Origin of the sequence: Streptomyces sp. Ncost-T10-10d (assembly GCF_900091955.1) — a bacterium.
Taxonomy (GTDB): domain Bacteria; phylum Actinomycetota; class Actinomycetes; order Streptomycetales; family Streptomycetaceae; genus Streptomyces.
In genome coordinates, this window is record NZ_FMDF01000145.1 from 149,036 (window position 1) to 164,930 (window position 15,895).

Genomic DNA, 15,895 nt, shown 5'->3' on the forward strand with positions numbered 1-15,895 from the left:
CAGTGGCACTGACCACGCCACGACTGAGAGAGACTCGTAGCTGATGGCACAGCAGGCGCGCGCGATCCAGACTCGACGGTCAATCCTGGTGGCAGCCGCCGCCGTCTTCGACGAACGCGGTTACAGCAGCGCCACCATCAGTGAAATTCTTGCGCGGGCCGGAGTGACAAAGGGAGCGCTCTACTTCCATTTCACCTCGAAGGAAGACCTTGCACTCGGGGTGATGGACGTACAGCTGGACAGCGATCCACTTCCCGCCCAGCTGACGAAGCTTCAGGAATTGGTCGATCAGGGCATGCTGCTCGCCCACCGGCTCCTGCATGAGCCACTGGTACGCGCCAGCGTCGGGCTGGCCATGGATCAGGCGGTGGAAGGCCTCGACCGGGGCACCCCGTTCCGTGCCTGGATAGACCGGCTCGAAAATCTGCTGACCGCCGCGAAGAACCAGGGTGAACTCCTGCCGCACGTCGACGCCCGCGAGACCGCCGAAATGCTGGCGGGATCCTTCTCCGGCATTCAGGTGATGTCTCAAGCCCTGTGCAAGCGGGAGGACTTGGGGCGGCGGATCTCGGTCCTTCTGCATTACGTACTGCCGAGCATCTCGACCCCTGCCGTGCTGGCCACGCTCGACATGGCCGAGGACCGGGGCGAGCGCCTGTTCGGCACCCTCGGATCAGTCCCCAGCCAGGCCGGCGCACCCGGCTGACGGGTGGAGCCCCTGCCGAGGAGTCACGGGGCATGACACGGCAGCGACGATCGGCTGAACATCGGGCGACGAAGAGTTGCGGCTACGATCGCGGGCACCCAGCGAGACCAGGAGTGCCGACCGTGTCCCAACCGCGCATCGCCGTATCCATCGTCACCATGGGCGATCGCCCGCAGCAGGTCGAGGCCCTGCTGGCCTCGGTGGCCGGACAGGACGTCCGGCCGGCCCGGCTCGTCGTCGTGGGCAACGGCTCACCGCTCCCGGACTTCACCGCATTTCCCGGTCTGTCCGACCTGTCAGGCGGTGTGACGGCGATCGAACTCGACGAGAACCTGGGCTGTCCCGGCGGCCGTAACGTCGCTCTGCGCAAGCTGGCGGAGTTCGGCGATGTGGATGTCGTCATCGAGCTCGACGACGACGGGCTCCTGGTCGACGACGGGGTGTTCCGCAAGGTCCAGGAGCTGTACGCCGCCGACCCGCGGCTCGGCATCGTCGGCTTCCGGATCGCCGACGAACACGGCGAGACCCAGCGCCGCCACGTCCCGCGCCTGCGCGCCGCCGACCCGATGCGGCGCGGCCCGGTCACCGCGTTCCTGGGCGGCGGCCACGCCTTCTCCATGAAGATGCTCGCCCAGACGGGACCCTGGCCCGCGGAGTTCTTCTTCACCCACGAGGAGACGGACCTGTCCTGGCGGGCGCTCGACGCAGGCTGGAAGATCCTGTACGAGCCCGATCTGCTGCTCCAGCACCCCAAGACCTCCCCTGCCAGGCACTCCGTCTACTACCGGATGACGGCCCGCAACCGGGTCTGGCTGGCCCGCCGTAATCTGCCCCTCCCCCTGGTCCCGGCCTACCTGGGCACCTGGATCCTCCTGACCGTGGCCCGCACCCGGTCGGCGACGGGGTTGCGCGCCTGGGCCGGCGGCTTCGCCGAGGGGCTCCGTACACCGTGCGGGCGGCGACAGCCCATGCGGTGGCGCACGGTGTGGCGGATGACGAAACTGGGACGGCCCCCGGTCATCTGATCCGCGACGGGGCCGGGTGGCACAGCGTCAGTCCCGAGACAGGAGTTGCCGATGTCCGTCCGCAGGATCGTCCCCAACATCCGGACCGGCACCGGCCCCGGGGCCGAGCCGGATGCCAACACCACCGCCGTTGCCGCCGCGATGAAGCGGAACGCGGAGTTCTACGGCTTGCTGGGCCTCCAGGAGGTCATGAACCACGGCTGGATCATGACGCTCGCCTCTCCTTCCCACCCCTCGGCCCAGATCAGCATCGTGGAGGCCGACGCAACCGCGCCGGTCACACCGGACATGAGCATGGACGTGGAGGACGTGGACGCGGCCCACACCGCCACGCAGGAAGGCGGCGCAGAGATCGTGTACCCGTTGCACGACGAGGAATGGGGCGTACGCCGCTTCTTCGTCCGCGATCCCGACGGCCGGGTGATCAACGTGCTGGGCCATCGCTGACCGGCGACGGCCCGGTGACGCCGTCGTCGTACGGAAGGATCCGCCGCAGGAGCCCCTTGGGGTGGCCCCGCTTGCGCCATTCCCTCGGGTATCCGATGGAGACCTCCTCGAAGCGCACCCCGTCGTACCAGGTCGTACGGGGGATGTGCAGATGGCCGTAGACCATGGCCGCCACATGGAAGCGCCGGTGCCAGTCGGCGGTGAGTTCCGTGCCGCACCACTGGGCGAACTCGGGATACCTCAGGACGGCCATCGGTTCGCGGACCAGGGGCCAGTGACCGGCGATGACCAGCGGAATCCCCGGATCGTGCGCGGTGAGACGCCGCTCGGTCTCCACCACTCGCGCCCGGCACCAGGCGTCACGGCTCGGGTACGGGTCCGGGTGCAGCAGGAACTCGTCGGTGCACACCACCCCCGTCTCGTGCGCGTACGCCAGGGACTCCTCCTTGGTCGTCGTGCCCGGTGCCCGGAAGCTGTAGTCGTACAGCAGGAACACGGGTGCGACGGCCACCGGCCCTTCGGGGCCGGGCCACAGCGGATACGGGTCCTCCGGAGTGGACACCCCGAGGCTCCGGCACAGCTCGACCAGATGCTCGTACCGTTCCCGTCCCCGCAGTTGGACCGGGTCGTGCTTGGTCGTCCACAGCTCATGGTTCCCGGGGGTCCAGATCACCCGGGCGTACCGGCCGGCGAGCAGCCGCAGCGCCCACTCCACGTCCTCGACCTTCTCCGCGACATCGCCAGCGACGATGACCCAGTCCTCGTCCGAATCCGGCCTCAGGGACTCGACGATGGGGCGATTGTCCGCCATCCCGACGTGAAGGTCGCTCACCGCGAGCAGAGAACCGCGGTTTCCGTAGGCGCGATCGGACATGGAGAACCTTTCCCGAGGACGGACCGAACGAGATCGTCTCCCATGATGTGGCCCGGCACATCACACCCCGTCCGGCTGTCACGCGTGTGTCACAGGAGTTCCTTGCGATTGCATCCGCGATCCCGGAGTTGATACGCATGAACCCGTAGACGATTCGATCGGCTTGGCAGGGGGACTGGATGAAGTTCGACATGGGGGCGCAGGTTCTTTCGACGCTGTCGTCGAAGTCGCGTGGGTCGAGTACGGATCTGGGGACGTTGATTCGTCAGCTGGTGCAGGCCGCGGCGCCGTTGGAGGGGAAGTTCAACGGTGCGGGGCGTGCGGCGTTCGATTCGTTCAAGGGGCGGTCGGACGAGATCACGGCGGCGTTGAACGGTTCGCTGTCGGCTCTCCTGGGTGGTCAGTCGGGGATGGAGGCGGCGTTCAGCTCGGGTGATCAGGAGAGGGCTCCCCGACGGCACCGTCCACCTCCCCGAAGGCGCGGCCATCCCCGAGGGCGGGGTCAAACTCCCCGACGGCAACGTCAAGTTCCCCGACGGTGCCCCCGTCCTGCCCGAGGGCACCACGAAGCTGCCCACCGGCCCTGGTGAACCGGCACGCTACTTCGACAGCGAGTACAACCTCCTCGACGAGAACGGCAACGTCCTCCAGAAGGCAGAAGACGCCCGGCCCGAGGGCTCCCCGGACATCCACCCGGACACGGGCGCGGACACCCCGCACATCGGCTCGCCCGACAGGGAACCGGTCCTGGCCGGCGTCGGCGCGCACACTGCCGACAACGCCGCCCACATCGGCGACAACGCAGGCACCCCCATCCACCTGGGCGACAGCCTCGGCAACGACCTCGGAGACGTCGGCCGTATCGGAGACGACCTCAACGGCCCCACCGCCCACACCGGCGACAACCTCCCCGGCAGCAGCCTCGGCGACAACATGCCCACCGGCCACGCCGGCGACAACCTCCCCAGCGGCGGCACCAACCACGTACCCGGCACTCACGCCGACGACCTCGGCCACGGCCCCACCGCCGGACATGAACCGCCCACCCATCACACCGGAGGACACGGCGGCGGTCCCGGTGGACCGCACGACCCGACGCCGGCCCACCACAGCGACCACGGCCCCAACAGTCATGCCGACGACGGCGTACACCACGGAGCGGACGAGCGCGCGCCGCACCACGGGTCCGACGACGGCGCACATCACGGCAACGGCGACAGCCACGATCCCGGCCCGGGCGGACACGACCCCGAGGGAACGTCTCCCCACGACCACGCGGACGACGGCACGCACCACAGCGAGAGGGACATTCGAGAGCCCGGAGGTTCACTCGCCGACGACGCCGCTCGGCGTGCTGCGGACCCGGTCCGGATCGGGGATGAACCGCTTCCGCCCCCTGGTCCGGGCAACAAGTTCCTCGGCCAGCTGCCGGAAAGCCGCCTGACACGAGATGCGGACGGTCTGATCACCCATGTCGACGGTCGCAATTTCGAGCATTTCCTCAAGGACCTTTCCTTCCAGCGCGGCGCCGCATACAAGGAAGCCAAGGAACTCGGCACCTTCCCCAGGAAACAGGTGGGTGCCTGTGTCGGATCGGTCATGGACCTGCGAACGGGGATGGTCTTCGAGGGAATCAACGGGAAGTTCGACAACATCATCCCTGCCGACCGCGTCCACCCGACCATTGCCGCACGATACGAGTCGATCGCAGACTCCGCACCGGCGCCGGATCACCCACTCGGACATGCCGAGGTCAAGGCCGCCAACGAACTGCTTTGGGAGCGGAAGAAGTTGGGGCTCCCCGACGGCGAGGCGGCGCTCTCCGAGCTCCGTGCATCGGTCGAGTTCCCGTACCTGCCGCACATGAAGACCGAACTCCCCGGGCGCCCCGCGGCTTTCTGCGCAAACTGCAACATTATGCTGGATGGCGTGGACAGCTTGCAGGGCAGGTTCACCGGCAACCCGCCGACCAACGACAATTGGATTCCCTGATGGCCGACGTGACACGAATCGACATCGACGACCCCGAGGTCGATATGGATCAGGGACAGCGCCTGTTGTACCGGGGAGAACTTTTCACCGGTGAGGTCGAGGAGCGTCTGGGGGATGCTGTTGTCAGCCTGGATTCCTACCTGGCCGGAGTGCAGCACGGTCCCAGCCGTGAGTGGTACAAGGACGGCACGCTCCGGTCCGAGGCAACGGCCCGCGAGGGGCGCCCGGTAGGGGTGTCCAGGGAGTGGCACCCCAACGGCACGCTCGCTGCCGAGGTGGTGTTCGCCGACGACGGTCTGACCATGCTGGCGGACCGCCGATGGGACGAAGAAGGCCGGCCCACGAAGGACTGGCGCAAGAGCGAGGACTGAGTTCTGCGACAGCATCGAAGGTGACGTCGACTGCCGGACCACTCCATACGGAAGGGCAGTTCGGCGTCTCCTGAAGGACTGCGCCGACTGCCGATCGGTCAGCACCGATCTCGTCTGTCATGTCATCCGCCGTGTCCTCGATGCCGAGATGCCACCGCAGATCGGCGAGCACGGCACTCGGTACGGAGGCCAGGAGGTCCAGGGCGAGGTCCACGGCGTACACGTCACTCATGCCCGCAGCCTGGCCAGTCAGCATGAGCATGACGGCAGACAGGGCGCCGGTGAAGCGGCAGACGAGTCGGGCTGTACGCCGGGTTCTGTCGCCCGGTCGCCTCGCGGCGGCCGGGGAGACGGCCATCCATCTAGGACCGGCATTGCTGCCGGCCTCGTGCGGTCTACCCGCGAACTCGGGCGGGCAGCCCTCGAACATTCGCGCAGGGCCGTCTCGCGACGACCCCTCTTGACCTTGCTCCGGGTGGGGTTTACCTAGCCGCCTGAGTCACCTCAGGCGCTGGTGGTCTCTTACACCACCGTTTCACCCTTACCGAGGACCGAAGTCCCCGGCGGTCTGTTTTCTGTGGCACTGTCCCGCGGGTCACCCCGGGTGGCCGTTAGCCATCACCCTGCCCTGTGGAGCCCGGACGTTCCTCGGGGGGATCCGAGGATCCCCACGCGGCCGTCCGCCCGGCTCGTCTGCCGTGCCGACCATGCTACCCGCCTGGCGGGAGCCGCCGGACGGGGCGCTCAGATGAACGCCTCGGTCTCCAGGTCGAAGGCGAACGGAGCGGGAAGGGAAAGCGGCTTGCCGAACGGGATCGTGCAGTGCTGACGGTAGTCGTCCCCCTCCGGGTCGCTGAACAGCGTCACCGAAGACTGCTCACGGTCGACCAGGAGATAGAGCGGGACGGGTCCGCGGGCGTAGCAGTGACGCTTGTCCGTGCGGTCGGCCCGAGGCTTGGACGAGGTGACCTCGACGACGAGGGCCACCCCCTCGCACGGCATCCAGGGGTCCGCTCCCCGGTACAGACGCAGTTCGGTGGGGGCGAAGGTGCCGTCGGGAATGACGTGGTTCCTGGGGCAGCGGCAGCCGCTCTTCAGCTTGAGTCCCTTGTTCCCGGAAAACTGCATCTTGGTGCGAGAGCGGGTGATCACTTGCTCCAGAATCAGGCTGATGTAGTCCTCGTGGTCCCCGTCCGGCGGCGGCGTCACGACAATCTCCCCCTCGATCAGCTCGGCCCGGAAGCCCTCCGGCGTATCCAGCGCCAGGAAGCCCTCCAGCAGGACGTCCGCCTGCGTGAGCGGTTCGTGCGGCATGGCAGTCATGTCACGCCCCTTCCTCGGTCGCTCGCCAGACTGGGACATCAGTGGATCAGCCGTCCGTGAGATGGGATCACTTCCTTCGATCGTGGCACAGGAGGGCGCGAAGTTGTCAGATGCGGACGGGTGCGGTGAGCACTTGACCCTGCCGTTGCGTCAACGTTTCTACTGGACTCATGCGCATCGGAGAGATCGCCGCGCTCGTCGGGGTCACCTCGCGGGCGATCCGGCACTACCACCACATCGGACTGCTTCCCGAGCCCGGGCGCCGGGCCAACGGCTACCGCGCCTACAGCGTGCGCGACGCCGTGGTGCTGGCCCGGATCCGGCGGCTCACCGAGCTCGGGCTCGGTCTGGACGAGGTACGGGACGTCCTCGCCGATGACGCCGGGCGCGAACTCGTCGAAGTGCTCGTCGAGTTGGATGCCGATCTGGCCCGGCAGGAGAACGAGATCCGGGAGCAGCGGCGTCGGCTGGCCCGGTTGCTGGACGGGCCGGTGAGCGCCGAGGAGCCCGTGTCGCCCGCGCTGGCCGAGCTGCTGGGCGCGGCTCCGGCCACCGATTCCCCGATGGCTGCCAAGGATCGCGAGCACCTGGTGCTGCTGGACACGACGGGTGTCGGCAGTGAGGTCTACGCCGCGCTGCGGCCCCTGGCCGAGGACCCGGCCGTGCACGCGCTGTACGAGCGGCTGGACGCACTGGCCGCGGCGCCGCTGGACGATCCGCGGATCGTCCCGCTCGCCGCCGATCTGGCCGCCGCCGTGCCGGACGAGGTGCTGGCGGCCATCCCCGGCGGGCCGGTCCTGACGGGGGTCGGTCAGGCCCTGCTCGACGACTACGCGCCCGCACAGGCCGAGGTGGTGCGCCGGGTGATGGCGGCCCTGACGGCACGCGTGGCGGAGAGGGGAACAGGATGAGCGTGCGGATTGCGCGGTATGCCGTGGGGGCTGCGCCGGCTGTCGAATTGGGTCTGGGCGGCTGCCTGCTGGCGGGGGTCCGGATACCGGGTGCGGTTCTGCTCGGTGCCGAGGCCCTGGTGGTCGCCGCGCTCGGGTTCGAGGGCGTGGTCCTGTGGCGGCTCTGGCTCGTGGGCCGGCGCGCGGGTGCCGGGCGGCGGGAGGCGTTGGGTGCGGCGCTCCGCACCGTCGTGCCCGAGAAGGTGCGCCGTCTCGTCGCGCACGAGGTGCGCGCCCTGCGCAGTCTCGGGCTGTGGGTGCTGCGGCGGCGTCATGGCGTGCCGGAGGGGGCCGTTGCCGTCCCGTACACCGGGCCGCAGACGGCCATGATGTACGGCCTGGTCTTCGTCGCTCTGGTCGAGACGGTGATGCTGGCGCTGCTGATCCCGTGGCCGGTCGTGCACGGGGTTCTGCTCGTGCTCGATGTGTACGGGGTGGTCCTGGTGCTCGCCCTCCATGCCGCGTGTGTGACCCGGCCGCATGTGGTGGACGCCGACGGAGCGCTGCGGCTTCGCTACGGCGGGCTGTTCGACCTGCGGGTTCCCGCCGGGGCGGTCGCCGGTGCGCGGGTCGAGCGGCGTTATCCCGAGGGCGGGCCGGTGCGGCCGGGGGCGGACGGGGTGCTCGACCTCGTCGTGGGCGGTCAGACGACGGTGACCGTGGAGCTGGTCTCTCCGGTGGCGTTCGTGCGGCCGCTCGGGAAGCGGGGGTGGGCGCGGACAGTGCGGTTCCATGCGGATGATCCGGGTGCCGCCGTGGCCGCGCTCACGCGGGGGCGAAGAGGACCTTCGCCGAGCCAGGATCCGCCTGGGCGAGCCTGACCCGGAGCCGCTCCCCCAGCGGTAGCTTCGCCGTTCCGCCCTCGACCCGGGCGACGACGGCCGGGTCGTCGATGTGGACGGTGCCCGTGGTGGGCTCCTGCTCCTTCACGTCGACCACGTAGGCGTCGAAGACCTCGCCGATCCGGTCCTTGAGCAGCGCTGCCTCGACCACGTCGACACACTCGCGCTCCACCGTGTTGGCTCGTCCGGTTCCGTCCGCCATCTCCTTCGGCAGTCGGGGCAGCGCGGTGAGGACCCACTCGGGCGGGTCCTGTTCCGCGACTGCGGCGAGGCACAGCTCGGCCGCGTACCGGTCGACGAGGCGGCGCAGCGGGGCGGTGCAGTGCGTGTAGAGGTCGGCGACGGCGGCGTGAACGGCGGGGGTGGGGAGTTCGCCGTGTTCGAAGACGGTGTAGCCGGCGCCGCGCAGCAGGGTGGTGCACTCCTGGAGGAAAGCGGCGTGGTTGGCCCTCCCCGGGTCGAGGGAACGGACGACCTGGGCGTACGGGACATGGTGCGGCCAGTCGATGTGCAGCGCCTCGGCCGAGCGCCGGAGCCGGGCCACGGCGCCGTCGGGTGCCACCGGCAGGGTCCGCAGGATGCCGGTACCGGTCTCCGCCATGAGATGGGCGGCGGCCATGCCGGTCAGGAGGGAGATCTGGGCGTTCCAGCCGTCGGCGGGCAGGGGGGCACGGTATTCCAGGCCGTACGTGCCATCGCGCTCGACGATCTCCTGCTCCGGCACGTTGAGGGAGATCCCGCCCCGGGCGACCTCCTGCTCCTCGCGGAGCCGTCCGATGTCCTGGAGCAGCGCCAGGGGCTCCTCGGCGGTGCCGGTGTCGATCTGCCGCTGGACGCCCGCGTAGTCGAGCTTGGCCCGGCTGCGGACGAGGGCCCGGCGCACCGAGGTGGTGACGGCGCTGCCCTCGGAGTCCAGGTCGATCTGCCAGAGGAGGGCGGGGCGGGTCTGTCCGGGGAGGAGGCTGGCGGCGCCCTCGGAGAGCAGGGTGGGGTGGAGCGGCACCTTGCCGTCGGGGAAGTAGAGGGTCGTCACCCGGCGATGGGCCTCGGTGTCGAGTGCGCCGCCGGGGCGTACGAAGGCGGCGACATCGGCGATGGCGTAGTGCACACGGAAGCCGTGGCGACGGCGTTCGAGGTGCATGGCCTGGTCGAGGTCGGTGGATGTGGGCGGGTCGATGGTGAAGAGCGGCAGGTCCGTCGCGTCCTTGTGGGCCGACACCGCCGGGGCCCCCGCCGCCTGCGACGCCTCGGCGAGGACGCCGGGCGGGAAGCTGCCGGGCAGTTCGAGCTCGGTGCGCAGCTTGCACAGGGCCGCCCTCAGCGGGGTATCGGCCGACCCGGTCATATGGAGATGGCGGCGGGGCATGGACCGAGCGTATGGCGGGGCGGGCCGGGCGGCATCCCGGCGGCGAGTGCCTGCCCGGCCCTGATCCGCCGGACGGGCCCCAGTGCGATGCCGGAGTCCCCGTACGCTGGTGCCGGGTCCTGTCGTCGAACTGCCGTCTGCCGTCGTCGCACGGCAGACGGCAGTTCGACGACGGGACCCAGGGCCTTCTGAGCCCGTTCACCTGTGCGTACGTACGAAGGAGAAACGCCGTGCTCGTGCTGTTGCCGCCCTCCGAAGGAAAGGCCGCGTCGGGGCGCGGAACACCCCTGAAGCCGGAGTCGCTGTCGCTGCCGGGGCTGGCTGCGGCGCGGGCCGCGGTCGTCGACGAGCTGGTCGAGCTGTGTGCGGCGGACGAGGAGAAGGCCCGCGAGGTGCTCGGGCTGAGCGAGGGGCTGCGCGGCGAGATCGCGAAGAACGTCGAGCTGCGGACGGTGGGGACGCGTCCGGCCGGGGAGATCTACACGGGGGTGCTGTACGACGCCCTGGATCTGGCCTCTCTGGACACGGCGGCCAAGCGGCGGGCCGGAAAGTCGTTGCTGGTCTTCTCCGGGCTCTGGGGCGCCGTGCGGGTGGGCGACCGGATTCCTTCGTACCGATGCTCGATGGGGGTGAAGCTGCCGGGGCTGGGCGCGCTCGGGGCGCACTGGCGTGACCCGATGGCGGAGGTCATGCCGGAGGCGGCCGGGGACGGGCTCGTCCTGGACCTGCGGTCCTCCGCGTACACCGCGGCCTGGAGGCCGAAGGGCGAGGTGGCCGGGCGCACGGCGAGCGTGCGGGTGCTGCACTCGCAGATGGTGAACGGGGTCGAGAAGCGCTCCGTGGTCAGCCACTTCAACAAGGCGACGAAGGGGCGGATGGTCCGCGATCTGCTGCTGGCGGACGCGCGGCCGAAGGGGCCCGCGGAGCTGGTGGAGACATTGCGGGAGCTCGGGTACGTGGTGGAGGCAGAGGCCCCCGCGCGGGCCGGTCGGCCGTGGTCGCTCGATGTCGTGGTGACCGAGATTCACTGAACCGCACAGTCATCTCGTTGCAGCATGTGCAACGCTCGTTGCGTAGTGTGCGGTGGGCGCGGCAAGATGAGCCCATGACCTCCTCTGTGCTGGACCTTGCCCCCGTCGTCCCCGTTGTCGTCCTGGAGGACGCCGCCGACGCGGTGCCGCTCGCCCGGGCCCTGGTCGCGGGCGGGCTCCCGGCCATCGAGGTGACGCTGCGCACCGCCGCGGCGCTGGACGCGATCAAGGCCATCGCGGCCGAGGTGCCGGACGCGGTGGTCGGGGCCGGCACGGTGATCTCCGTGCAGAACGTCTCCGACACCGTCGCCGCGGGGGCCCGGTTCCTGGTCAGCCCCGGCTGGACGGACACACTGCTGGACGCGATGAAGGCGTCGGGGGTGCCGTTCCTGCCGGGCGTCTCGACGACGTCCGAGGTGGTCGCGCTGCTGGAGCGCGGGGTCACCGAGATGAAGTTCTTCCCGGCCGAGGCGGCGGGCGGCACAGCGTATCTGAAGGCACTCTCCTCGCCGCTGCCGCAGGCCCGGTTCTGCCCCACGGGCGGCATCTCGCTCGCCTCCGCACCGTCCTATCTGGGGCTGCGCAACGTCGGCTGCGTGGGCGGCAGTTGGATGGTCCCGGCGGACGCGGTGGCGGCGAAGGACTGGGCGCGGGTGGAGCGGCTGGCGAGCGAGGCGGCGGCGCTGCGCGGCTGATTTCCCCCTGCCCGCCGCTTGCCGGAACCGAGGCTCCGGTGGGTGCCGACCGGGGTGCGGGCCACCCCGCCACCCGGGGAAGCGGCAGGGGCGCCGCACGCTCACACGGGGGCCCGTTCCCTACCGCAGGTGCGATGTGTCGTTCAGCAGCCTGAGTGACACGTTCCCGTCCGAGTAGTACGCCACCGCGGAGACCGAGGCCGCCGAGAGTTCCATACGGAACATGGCTTCGGGCGGGGCGCCCAGCGCCAGCCGGACCAGGGTCTTGATCGGCGTCACATGGGTGACCAGGAGCACTGTGCGGCCCGCGTAGCGGGCGGTGAGGCGGTCCCGGGTGGCCGCGACGCGGCGGGCGACCTCGGCGAAGCTCTCGCCGCCCCCGGTGGGGGCCGCCTTCGCGGAGGCGAGCCAGGCGTCCAGGTCGGGGCCGTACCGCTCACGCACCTCGGCGAACGTCAGGCCCTCCCAGGCACCGAAGTCCGTCTCGCGCAGGCCGTCCTCGATCCGGACCTCCAGGCCGAGCCGGGCCGCCACTACGGCCGCTGTTTCGCGGCAGCGGCGCAGCGGGGAGCTGACGACCTCCTCGATCGTGCCGCGGGCGGCCAGCGACTGGGCGATGCGTTCGGCCTGGTGGCGGCCGGTCGCCGAGAGTTCGGGATCGCTGCCGCCGCTGCCCGAGAACCGCTTCTCGGGGGTGAGGGCCGTCTCGCCGTGCCGGAGCAGTACGAAGGTGGCGGGCGCCCCGAGATCGGGCGCCGCGGCCCAGCCCACCTGGGGTGCGGTGGGCGATGCCGTAGGCGTGGGGGCGACTGCCGGCGCCGTGCCTGTCGCCGCTCCCGGCCGGGAGGACAGGGCCGCGCGGGCCCTGGCCGCGCCCGCTGCCGCGTCACCGGGCGGGCCGGAGACGGGCGGCAGGCCGGCGGTCGTCGAGGGCCGGGGGATGTCGAGTGCGGCTGTCGACGACGACGGCTCCCACTGCTTGCCCCGCTTGCCCGCGTCCATCGCCTCGTTGGCGAGCCGGTCCGCGTGCTTGTTCTTCTCGCGCGGGATCCACTCGTACGTCACGGCGGCGGCCGGCAGAATCCTGGCGGCCTCCGCCGCGAGCGGCTTCATGTCGGGGTGCTTGATCTTCCAACGGCCCGACATCTGTTCCACGACCAGCTTGGAGTCCATCCGGACCCGCACCTGGAGCGCACCGTCCGCCGAGGCATCCGGCACCAGCGCCTTCGCCGCCTTCAGACCCGCGATGAGGCCCTTGTACTCGGCGACGTTGTTCGTCGCGACGCCGATGTACTCGGCGGCCTCGGCAAGGGTCTCCCCCGTCACCGGGTCGATGACGACCGCACCGTAACCGGCAGGCCCGGGGTTGCCCCGGGAACCGCCGTCGGCCTCGATGACGAACTGGCGCGGCTGGGTCATTACAGGCCCGACTCCGCCGTACGGACCAGGATGCGGCGGCAGTTCTCGCAGCGCAGGACGGTGTCCGGGGAGGCCGCCTTCACGTCGTTGACCTCGGTGATGTTCAGTTCGAGACGGCAGCCCTCGCAGCGGCGCTGGTAGAGGCGGGCTGCGCCGACCCCGCCCTGCTGGACGCGGAGCTTGTCGTACAGCTTCAGCAGGTCCGCGGGGACGGACCCGGCGACGAGCTCGCGCTCCTTGGTGACGGTCGCGGTCTCCTCGTCGAGCTCCTTGGTCGCGGCGTCACGGCGGGCGGTCGCGTCGTCGGCCTTGGCCTGGACGGCGGAGACCCGGTCGGACAGCTCGGTCACGCGCTCCTGGGCGGACTCGCGGCGCTCCATCACTTCGAGGACGACGTCCTCCAGGTCGCCCTGGCGCTTGGCGAGCGAGGTGATCTCACGCTGGAGGCTCTCCAGGTCCTTGGGCGAGGTGACCGCACCCGAGCCGAGGCGCTGCTGGTCGCGAGCGGCGCGCTGGCGCACCTGGTCGACGTCCTGCTCCGCCTTGGTCTGCTCGCGGGCGGTGTCGCTCTCCTCGGTCTGCGAGGCGACCAGCAGGTCACGCAGTTGCGCGAGGTCGCTGGTGAGCGACTCGATCTCGGTGTGCTCGGGCAGCGACTTGCGCCGGTGCGCAAGCTGCGACAGGCGTACGTCGAGGGCCTGGACGTCGAGGAGTCGGATCTGGTCGGCGGGCGCGGCGTTCAGTTGGGGGCTCCAGAAGAGTGGTGGGTGGTGGTGGTCCAGGGGTCGGTGACCTGCTTCGAGACATGGACCCGCAGGCCCCATCCGTGGCGGTCGGAAATCGCGTCGAGCTGCGCCGCGGCCTGCTCGCACCAGGGCCATTCGGTGGCCCAGTGTGCGGCGTCGACCAGGCCGAGCGGGGAGTGCTGGATGGCTTCGGAGGCCGGGTGGTGGCGCAGGTCGGCGGTGAGGAAGGCATCGACACCGGCAGCGCGCACCGCGTCGAAGAGGCTGTCGCCGGAGCCGCCGCTGACCGCGACGGAGCGCACCGTCGCCGTCGGGTCGCCCGCGAGCCGGATGCCCTGCGCGGTGGCGGGCAGTCGGGCCGCGGCGCGGGCGGCGAAGTCGGCCAGGCTCTCGGGGTGGTCGAGCACACAGATCCGGCCGAGGCCGCGACGACCCTTGGGGTCGGCCGGGTCCGGGACCAGGGGTCCCTCGACACGCAGATCGAGCGCACCGGCGAGGGCGTCGGAGACGCCCGGATCGGCGGTGTCGGCGTTGGTGTGGGCGACGTGCAGTGCGACGTCGTGCTTGATGAGGGTGTGCACGACCCGGCCCTTGAAGGTGTCGGCCGCGACCGTCGTCGTACCCCGCAGATAGAGCGGGTGGTGGGTGACGATCAGCTGGGCGCCGAGCCCGAGTGCCTCGTCGACGATCTCCTGGACGGGGTCGACGGCGAAGAGCACACGGTCGACCTGCGATGCGGGGTCTCCGCAGACGGTGCCGACCGCGTCCCAGCCTTCGGCCCGCTCGGGCGGCCAGAGAGCGTCGAGCTCGGCGAGGACTTCAGACAGACGGGGCACAAGGAAAGGCTACCTGCCCTCCGTGCCCCGTCACCCATGGCTTCGGCGACCCGTAGGGACGGGCCACAGCCTGCTGGGTCCTGTCGCCGGACCGCCGTCGTCGCCCGGACGCCGCGCGTCGGGCGGCAGTCCGGCGACAGGACCCAGGGAATCGTTACTTCACGAGGTCGGCGCGGAGGTCGTCGAGGACCAGGTTCGCGGCCGTGACACCGAGGCCGAGGTACCAGGTCTCGTCGGAGACGTCCTTGGCCCGGCCGTCCTTGACCGCCTTGAGGTTCTTCCACAGCGGGTTGGACTGGGCGGTGTCGCGCTTGGTGGCCTTCACGTCGCCGTAGACGCCGGTGAAGATCCAGTCGGCGTCGGCCTCGTCGATCTTCTCCGGGCTGATCTCCGCGGCGAGGTCGTTGATCTGCTGGTTCTTCGGCCGCGGCAGACCGGCGTCGTCGAGGATGGTGCCGATGAAGGACGCCTTGGCGTAGAGGCGGATCCGGTCCGGCAGGTAGCGGACCATGGAGATGGTCGGCTTGTCCGGGCCGATGTCCTCGCCGAGCTTCTTCGCCTTCGCCTCGTAGGCGCCGAGCTCGCTCTTCGCCTTGGCCGTCTTGTCCAGCGCCGCGGCGTTGAGGAGGTAGTTCTCCTTCCAGGTGAAGCCCGGGCGGATGGAGAACACGGTCGGCGCGATCTTGGAGAGCGCGTCGTACTTGTCGGCGGCGCGAAGCTGGCTGCCGAGGATCAGGTCGGGCTTCAGGCCGGCGATCGCCTCAAGGTTGAGGTTGTTGATCGTGCCCACGTTCTTCGGGTTGCCCGCGTCCTTCTTCAGGTACGAGGGGATGGCCGCGTCGCCCTCGCTGGGTGCGTAGCCGACCGGCTTCACACCCAGCGAGACGACATTGTCGAACTCGCCGACGTCCAGCACGACGACGCGCTTGGGGGCGGACTTGATCTCCGTCTTGCCCATGGCGTGGGTGAGGGTCCGGGGGAACTGGCCGGCCTTGGCGTCGGTGCCGTACTCCGCCGTCTTCTTCGCGGCGTCGGCGAAGTCCTTGCCACCCGTCGCGACGGCCGCCTTCTTGTCACCGCCGCCCTCGGACTTGGCCGAGCCGCCCGAGCCTCCGTCGTCGCTCCCGCAGGCCGAGAGGGAGAGGGCGGCAGCCACTGCCAGGCCGACTGCGGCAGTACCGCGGCGACGAAGGGACATCACTTGCTCCAGTTCAAGGTCACACAGAGATCGCTTAGGGATGCCTTACCTTACTCACCCGCCTCACGCCGAGC

General features: G+C 70.3%; 16 protein-coding genes, 1 other RNA gene and 1 pseudogene. 10 read left to right on the forward strand and 8 right to left on the reverse strand.

What is annotated here, in order from left to right; genetic code table 11:
* Nucleotides 1–43: 43 nt before the first annotated feature.
* The 3 genes from GA0115254_RS25720 (at nt 44) to GA0115254_RS25730 (ending at nt 2,178) form a co-directional block, all read left to right on the forward strand.
* Entirely contained in the window at nt 44–706 is a 663-nt protein-coding gene (locus GA0115254_RS25720; protein ID WP_093897654.1) for a ScbR family autoregulator-binding transcription factor, read from the forward strand.
* A 122-nt stretch (nt 707–828) separates the two neighbouring features.
* Nucleotides 829–1,731 (forward strand): glycosyltransferase family 2 protein, encoded by a 903-nt coding sequence (locus GA0115254_RS25725; protein WP_093897655.1) that lies wholly within the window; start codon nt 829–831, stop codon nt 1,729–1,731.
* A 141-nt stretch (nt 1,732–1,872) separates the two neighbouring features.
* Entirely contained in the window at nt 1,873–2,178 is a 306-nt protein-coding gene (locus GA0115254_RS25730) for a VOC family protein (RefSeq protein ID WP_370740942.1), read from the forward strand.
* Here the strand turns inward: GA0115254_RS25730 and GA0115254_RS25735 are convergent.
* Nucleotides 2,156–3,052: a metallophosphoesterase family protein gene (locus tag GA0115254_RS25735; RefSeq protein ID WP_093897657.1), complete on the reverse strand. Its 897-nt coding sequence runs from the start codon at nt 3,050–3,052 to the stop codon at nt 2,156–2,158. The two genes, GA0115254_RS25730 and GA0115254_RS25735, sit on opposite strands and share 23 nt — an antisense overlap.
* A 179-nt stretch (nt 3,053–3,231) precedes the next feature.
* On the opposite strand from GA0115254_RS25735, the pseudogene GA0115254_RS46445 reads away from it, so the two are divergent.
* From GA0115254_RS46445 to GA0115254_RS25750, 3 genes and pseudogenes are all read left to right on the forward strand, one after another.
* Nucleotides 3,232–3,498: pseudogene (locus GA0115254_RS46445) on the forward strand (hypothetical protein); the annotation flags it as partial.
* Nucleotides 3,485–5,044, forward strand: coding sequence for a hypothetical protein (locus GA0115254_RS25745; protein ID WP_093897658.1), 1,560 nt, complete (start codon nt 3,485–3,487; stop codon nt 5,042–5,044). The pseudogene GA0115254_RS46445 and the gene GA0115254_RS25745, both read left to right, overlap by 14 nt.
* A complete protein-coding gene (locus tag GA0115254_RS25750; RefSeq protein WP_093897659.1) occupies nt 5,044–5,415 on the forward strand; it encodes a toxin-antitoxin system YwqK family antitoxin in 372 nt (123 codons plus the stop codon). Before GA0115254_RS25745 ends, GA0115254_RS25750 begins: the two co-directional genes overlap by 1 nt.
* A gap of 290 nt (nt 5,416–5,705) precedes the next feature.
* Here GA0115254_RS25750 and rnpB read toward each other — a convergent pair.
* Nucleotides 5,706–6,107: RNase P RNA component class A (gene rnpB, locus GA0115254_RS25755), an RNA gene on the reverse strand.
* 52 nt (nt 6,108–6,159) lie between these two features.
* Nucleotides 6,160–6,729 carry a Uma2 family endonuclease gene (locus GA0115254_RS25760; protein ID WP_093897737.1) on the reverse strand — a complete coding sequence of 190 codons (570 nt, stop codon included), beginning with the start codon at nt 6,727–6,729 and terminating at the stop codon, nt 6,160–6,162.
* A gap of 179 nt (nt 6,730–6,908) precedes the next feature.
* Between GA0115254_RS25760 and GA0115254_RS25765 the strand changes: the two genes are divergently transcribed.
* Both GA0115254_RS25765 and GA0115254_RS25770 read left to right on the forward strand, forming a co-directional pair.
* The gene (locus GA0115254_RS25765; RefSeq protein ID WP_093897660.1) at nt 6,909–7,649 is read left to right on the forward strand and encodes a MerR family transcriptional regulator; all 741 of its coding nucleotides are present in this window, start codon (nt 6,909–6,911) and stop codon (nt 7,647–7,649) included.
* Nucleotides 7,646–8,509, forward strand: a complete 864-nt coding sequence (locus GA0115254_RS25770; protein WP_093897661.1) for a hypothetical protein — start codon at nt 7,646–7,648, stop codon at nt 8,507–8,509. The genes GA0115254_RS25765 and GA0115254_RS25770 overlap by 4 nt, the downstream gene beginning before the upstream one ends.
* Here GA0115254_RS25770 and GA0115254_RS25775 read toward each other — a convergent pair.
* Nucleotides 8,454–9,896, reverse strand: coding sequence for an RNB domain-containing ribonuclease (locus tag GA0115254_RS25775; RefSeq protein WP_256102768.1), 1,443 nt, complete (start codon nt 9,894–9,896; stop codon nt 8,454–8,456). The genes GA0115254_RS25770 and GA0115254_RS25775 overlap by 56 nt on opposite strands.
* 230 nt (nt 9,897–10,126) lie before the next feature.
* On the opposite strand from GA0115254_RS25775, the gene yaaA reads away from it, so the two are divergent.
* On the forward strand, nt 10,127–10,927 hold the full coding sequence (yaaA, locus tag GA0115254_RS25780) for a peroxide stress protein YaaA (protein WP_093897662.1): 801 nt from the start codon (nt 10,127–10,129) through the stop codon (nt 10,925–10,927).
* Between the two features lie 74 nt (nt 10,928–11,001).
* The gene (eda, locus tag GA0115254_RS25785; RefSeq protein WP_093897663.1) at nt 11,002–11,622 is read left to right on the forward strand and encodes a bifunctional 4-hydroxy-2-oxoglutarate aldolase/2-dehydro-3-deoxy-phosphogluconate aldolase; all 621 of its coding nucleotides are present in this window, start codon (nt 11,002–11,004) and stop codon (nt 11,620–11,622) included.
* Nucleotides 11,623–11,742: 120 nt separating this feature from the next.
* Here the strand turns inward: eda and GA0115254_RS25790 are convergent, their stop codons facing one another.
* From GA0115254_RS25790 to GA0115254_RS25805, 4 genes are all read right to left on the reverse strand, one after another.
* Nucleotides 11,743–13,041 carry a bifunctional RNase H/acid phosphatase gene (locus GA0115254_RS25790; protein WP_093897664.1) on the reverse strand — a complete coding sequence of 433 codons (1,299 nt, stop codon included), beginning with the start codon at nt 13,039–13,041 and terminating at the stop codon, nt 11,743–11,745.
* The gene (locus tag GA0115254_RS25795) at nt 13,041–13,784 is read right to left on the reverse strand and encodes a zinc ribbon domain-containing protein (protein ID WP_218105580.1); all 744 of its coding nucleotides are present in this window, start codon (nt 13,782–13,784) and stop codon (nt 13,041–13,043) included. The genes GA0115254_RS25790 and GA0115254_RS25795 overlap by 1 nt, the downstream gene beginning before the upstream one ends.
* Nucleotides 13,781–14,623: a Nif3-like dinuclear metal center hexameric protein gene (locus GA0115254_RS25800; RefSeq protein WP_093897666.1), complete on the reverse strand. Its 843-nt coding sequence runs from the start codon at nt 14,621–14,623 to the stop codon at nt 13,781–13,783. The genes GA0115254_RS25795 and GA0115254_RS25800 overlap by 4 nt, the downstream gene beginning before the upstream one ends.
* Nucleotides 14,624–14,777: 154 nt before the next feature.
* Nucleotides 14,778–15,821, reverse strand: coding sequence for an ABC transporter substrate-binding protein (locus tag GA0115254_RS25805; protein ID WP_093897667.1), 1,044 nt, complete (start codon nt 15,819–15,821; stop codon nt 14,778–14,780).
* Between the last annotated feature and the right edge of the window lie 74 nt (nt 15,822–15,895).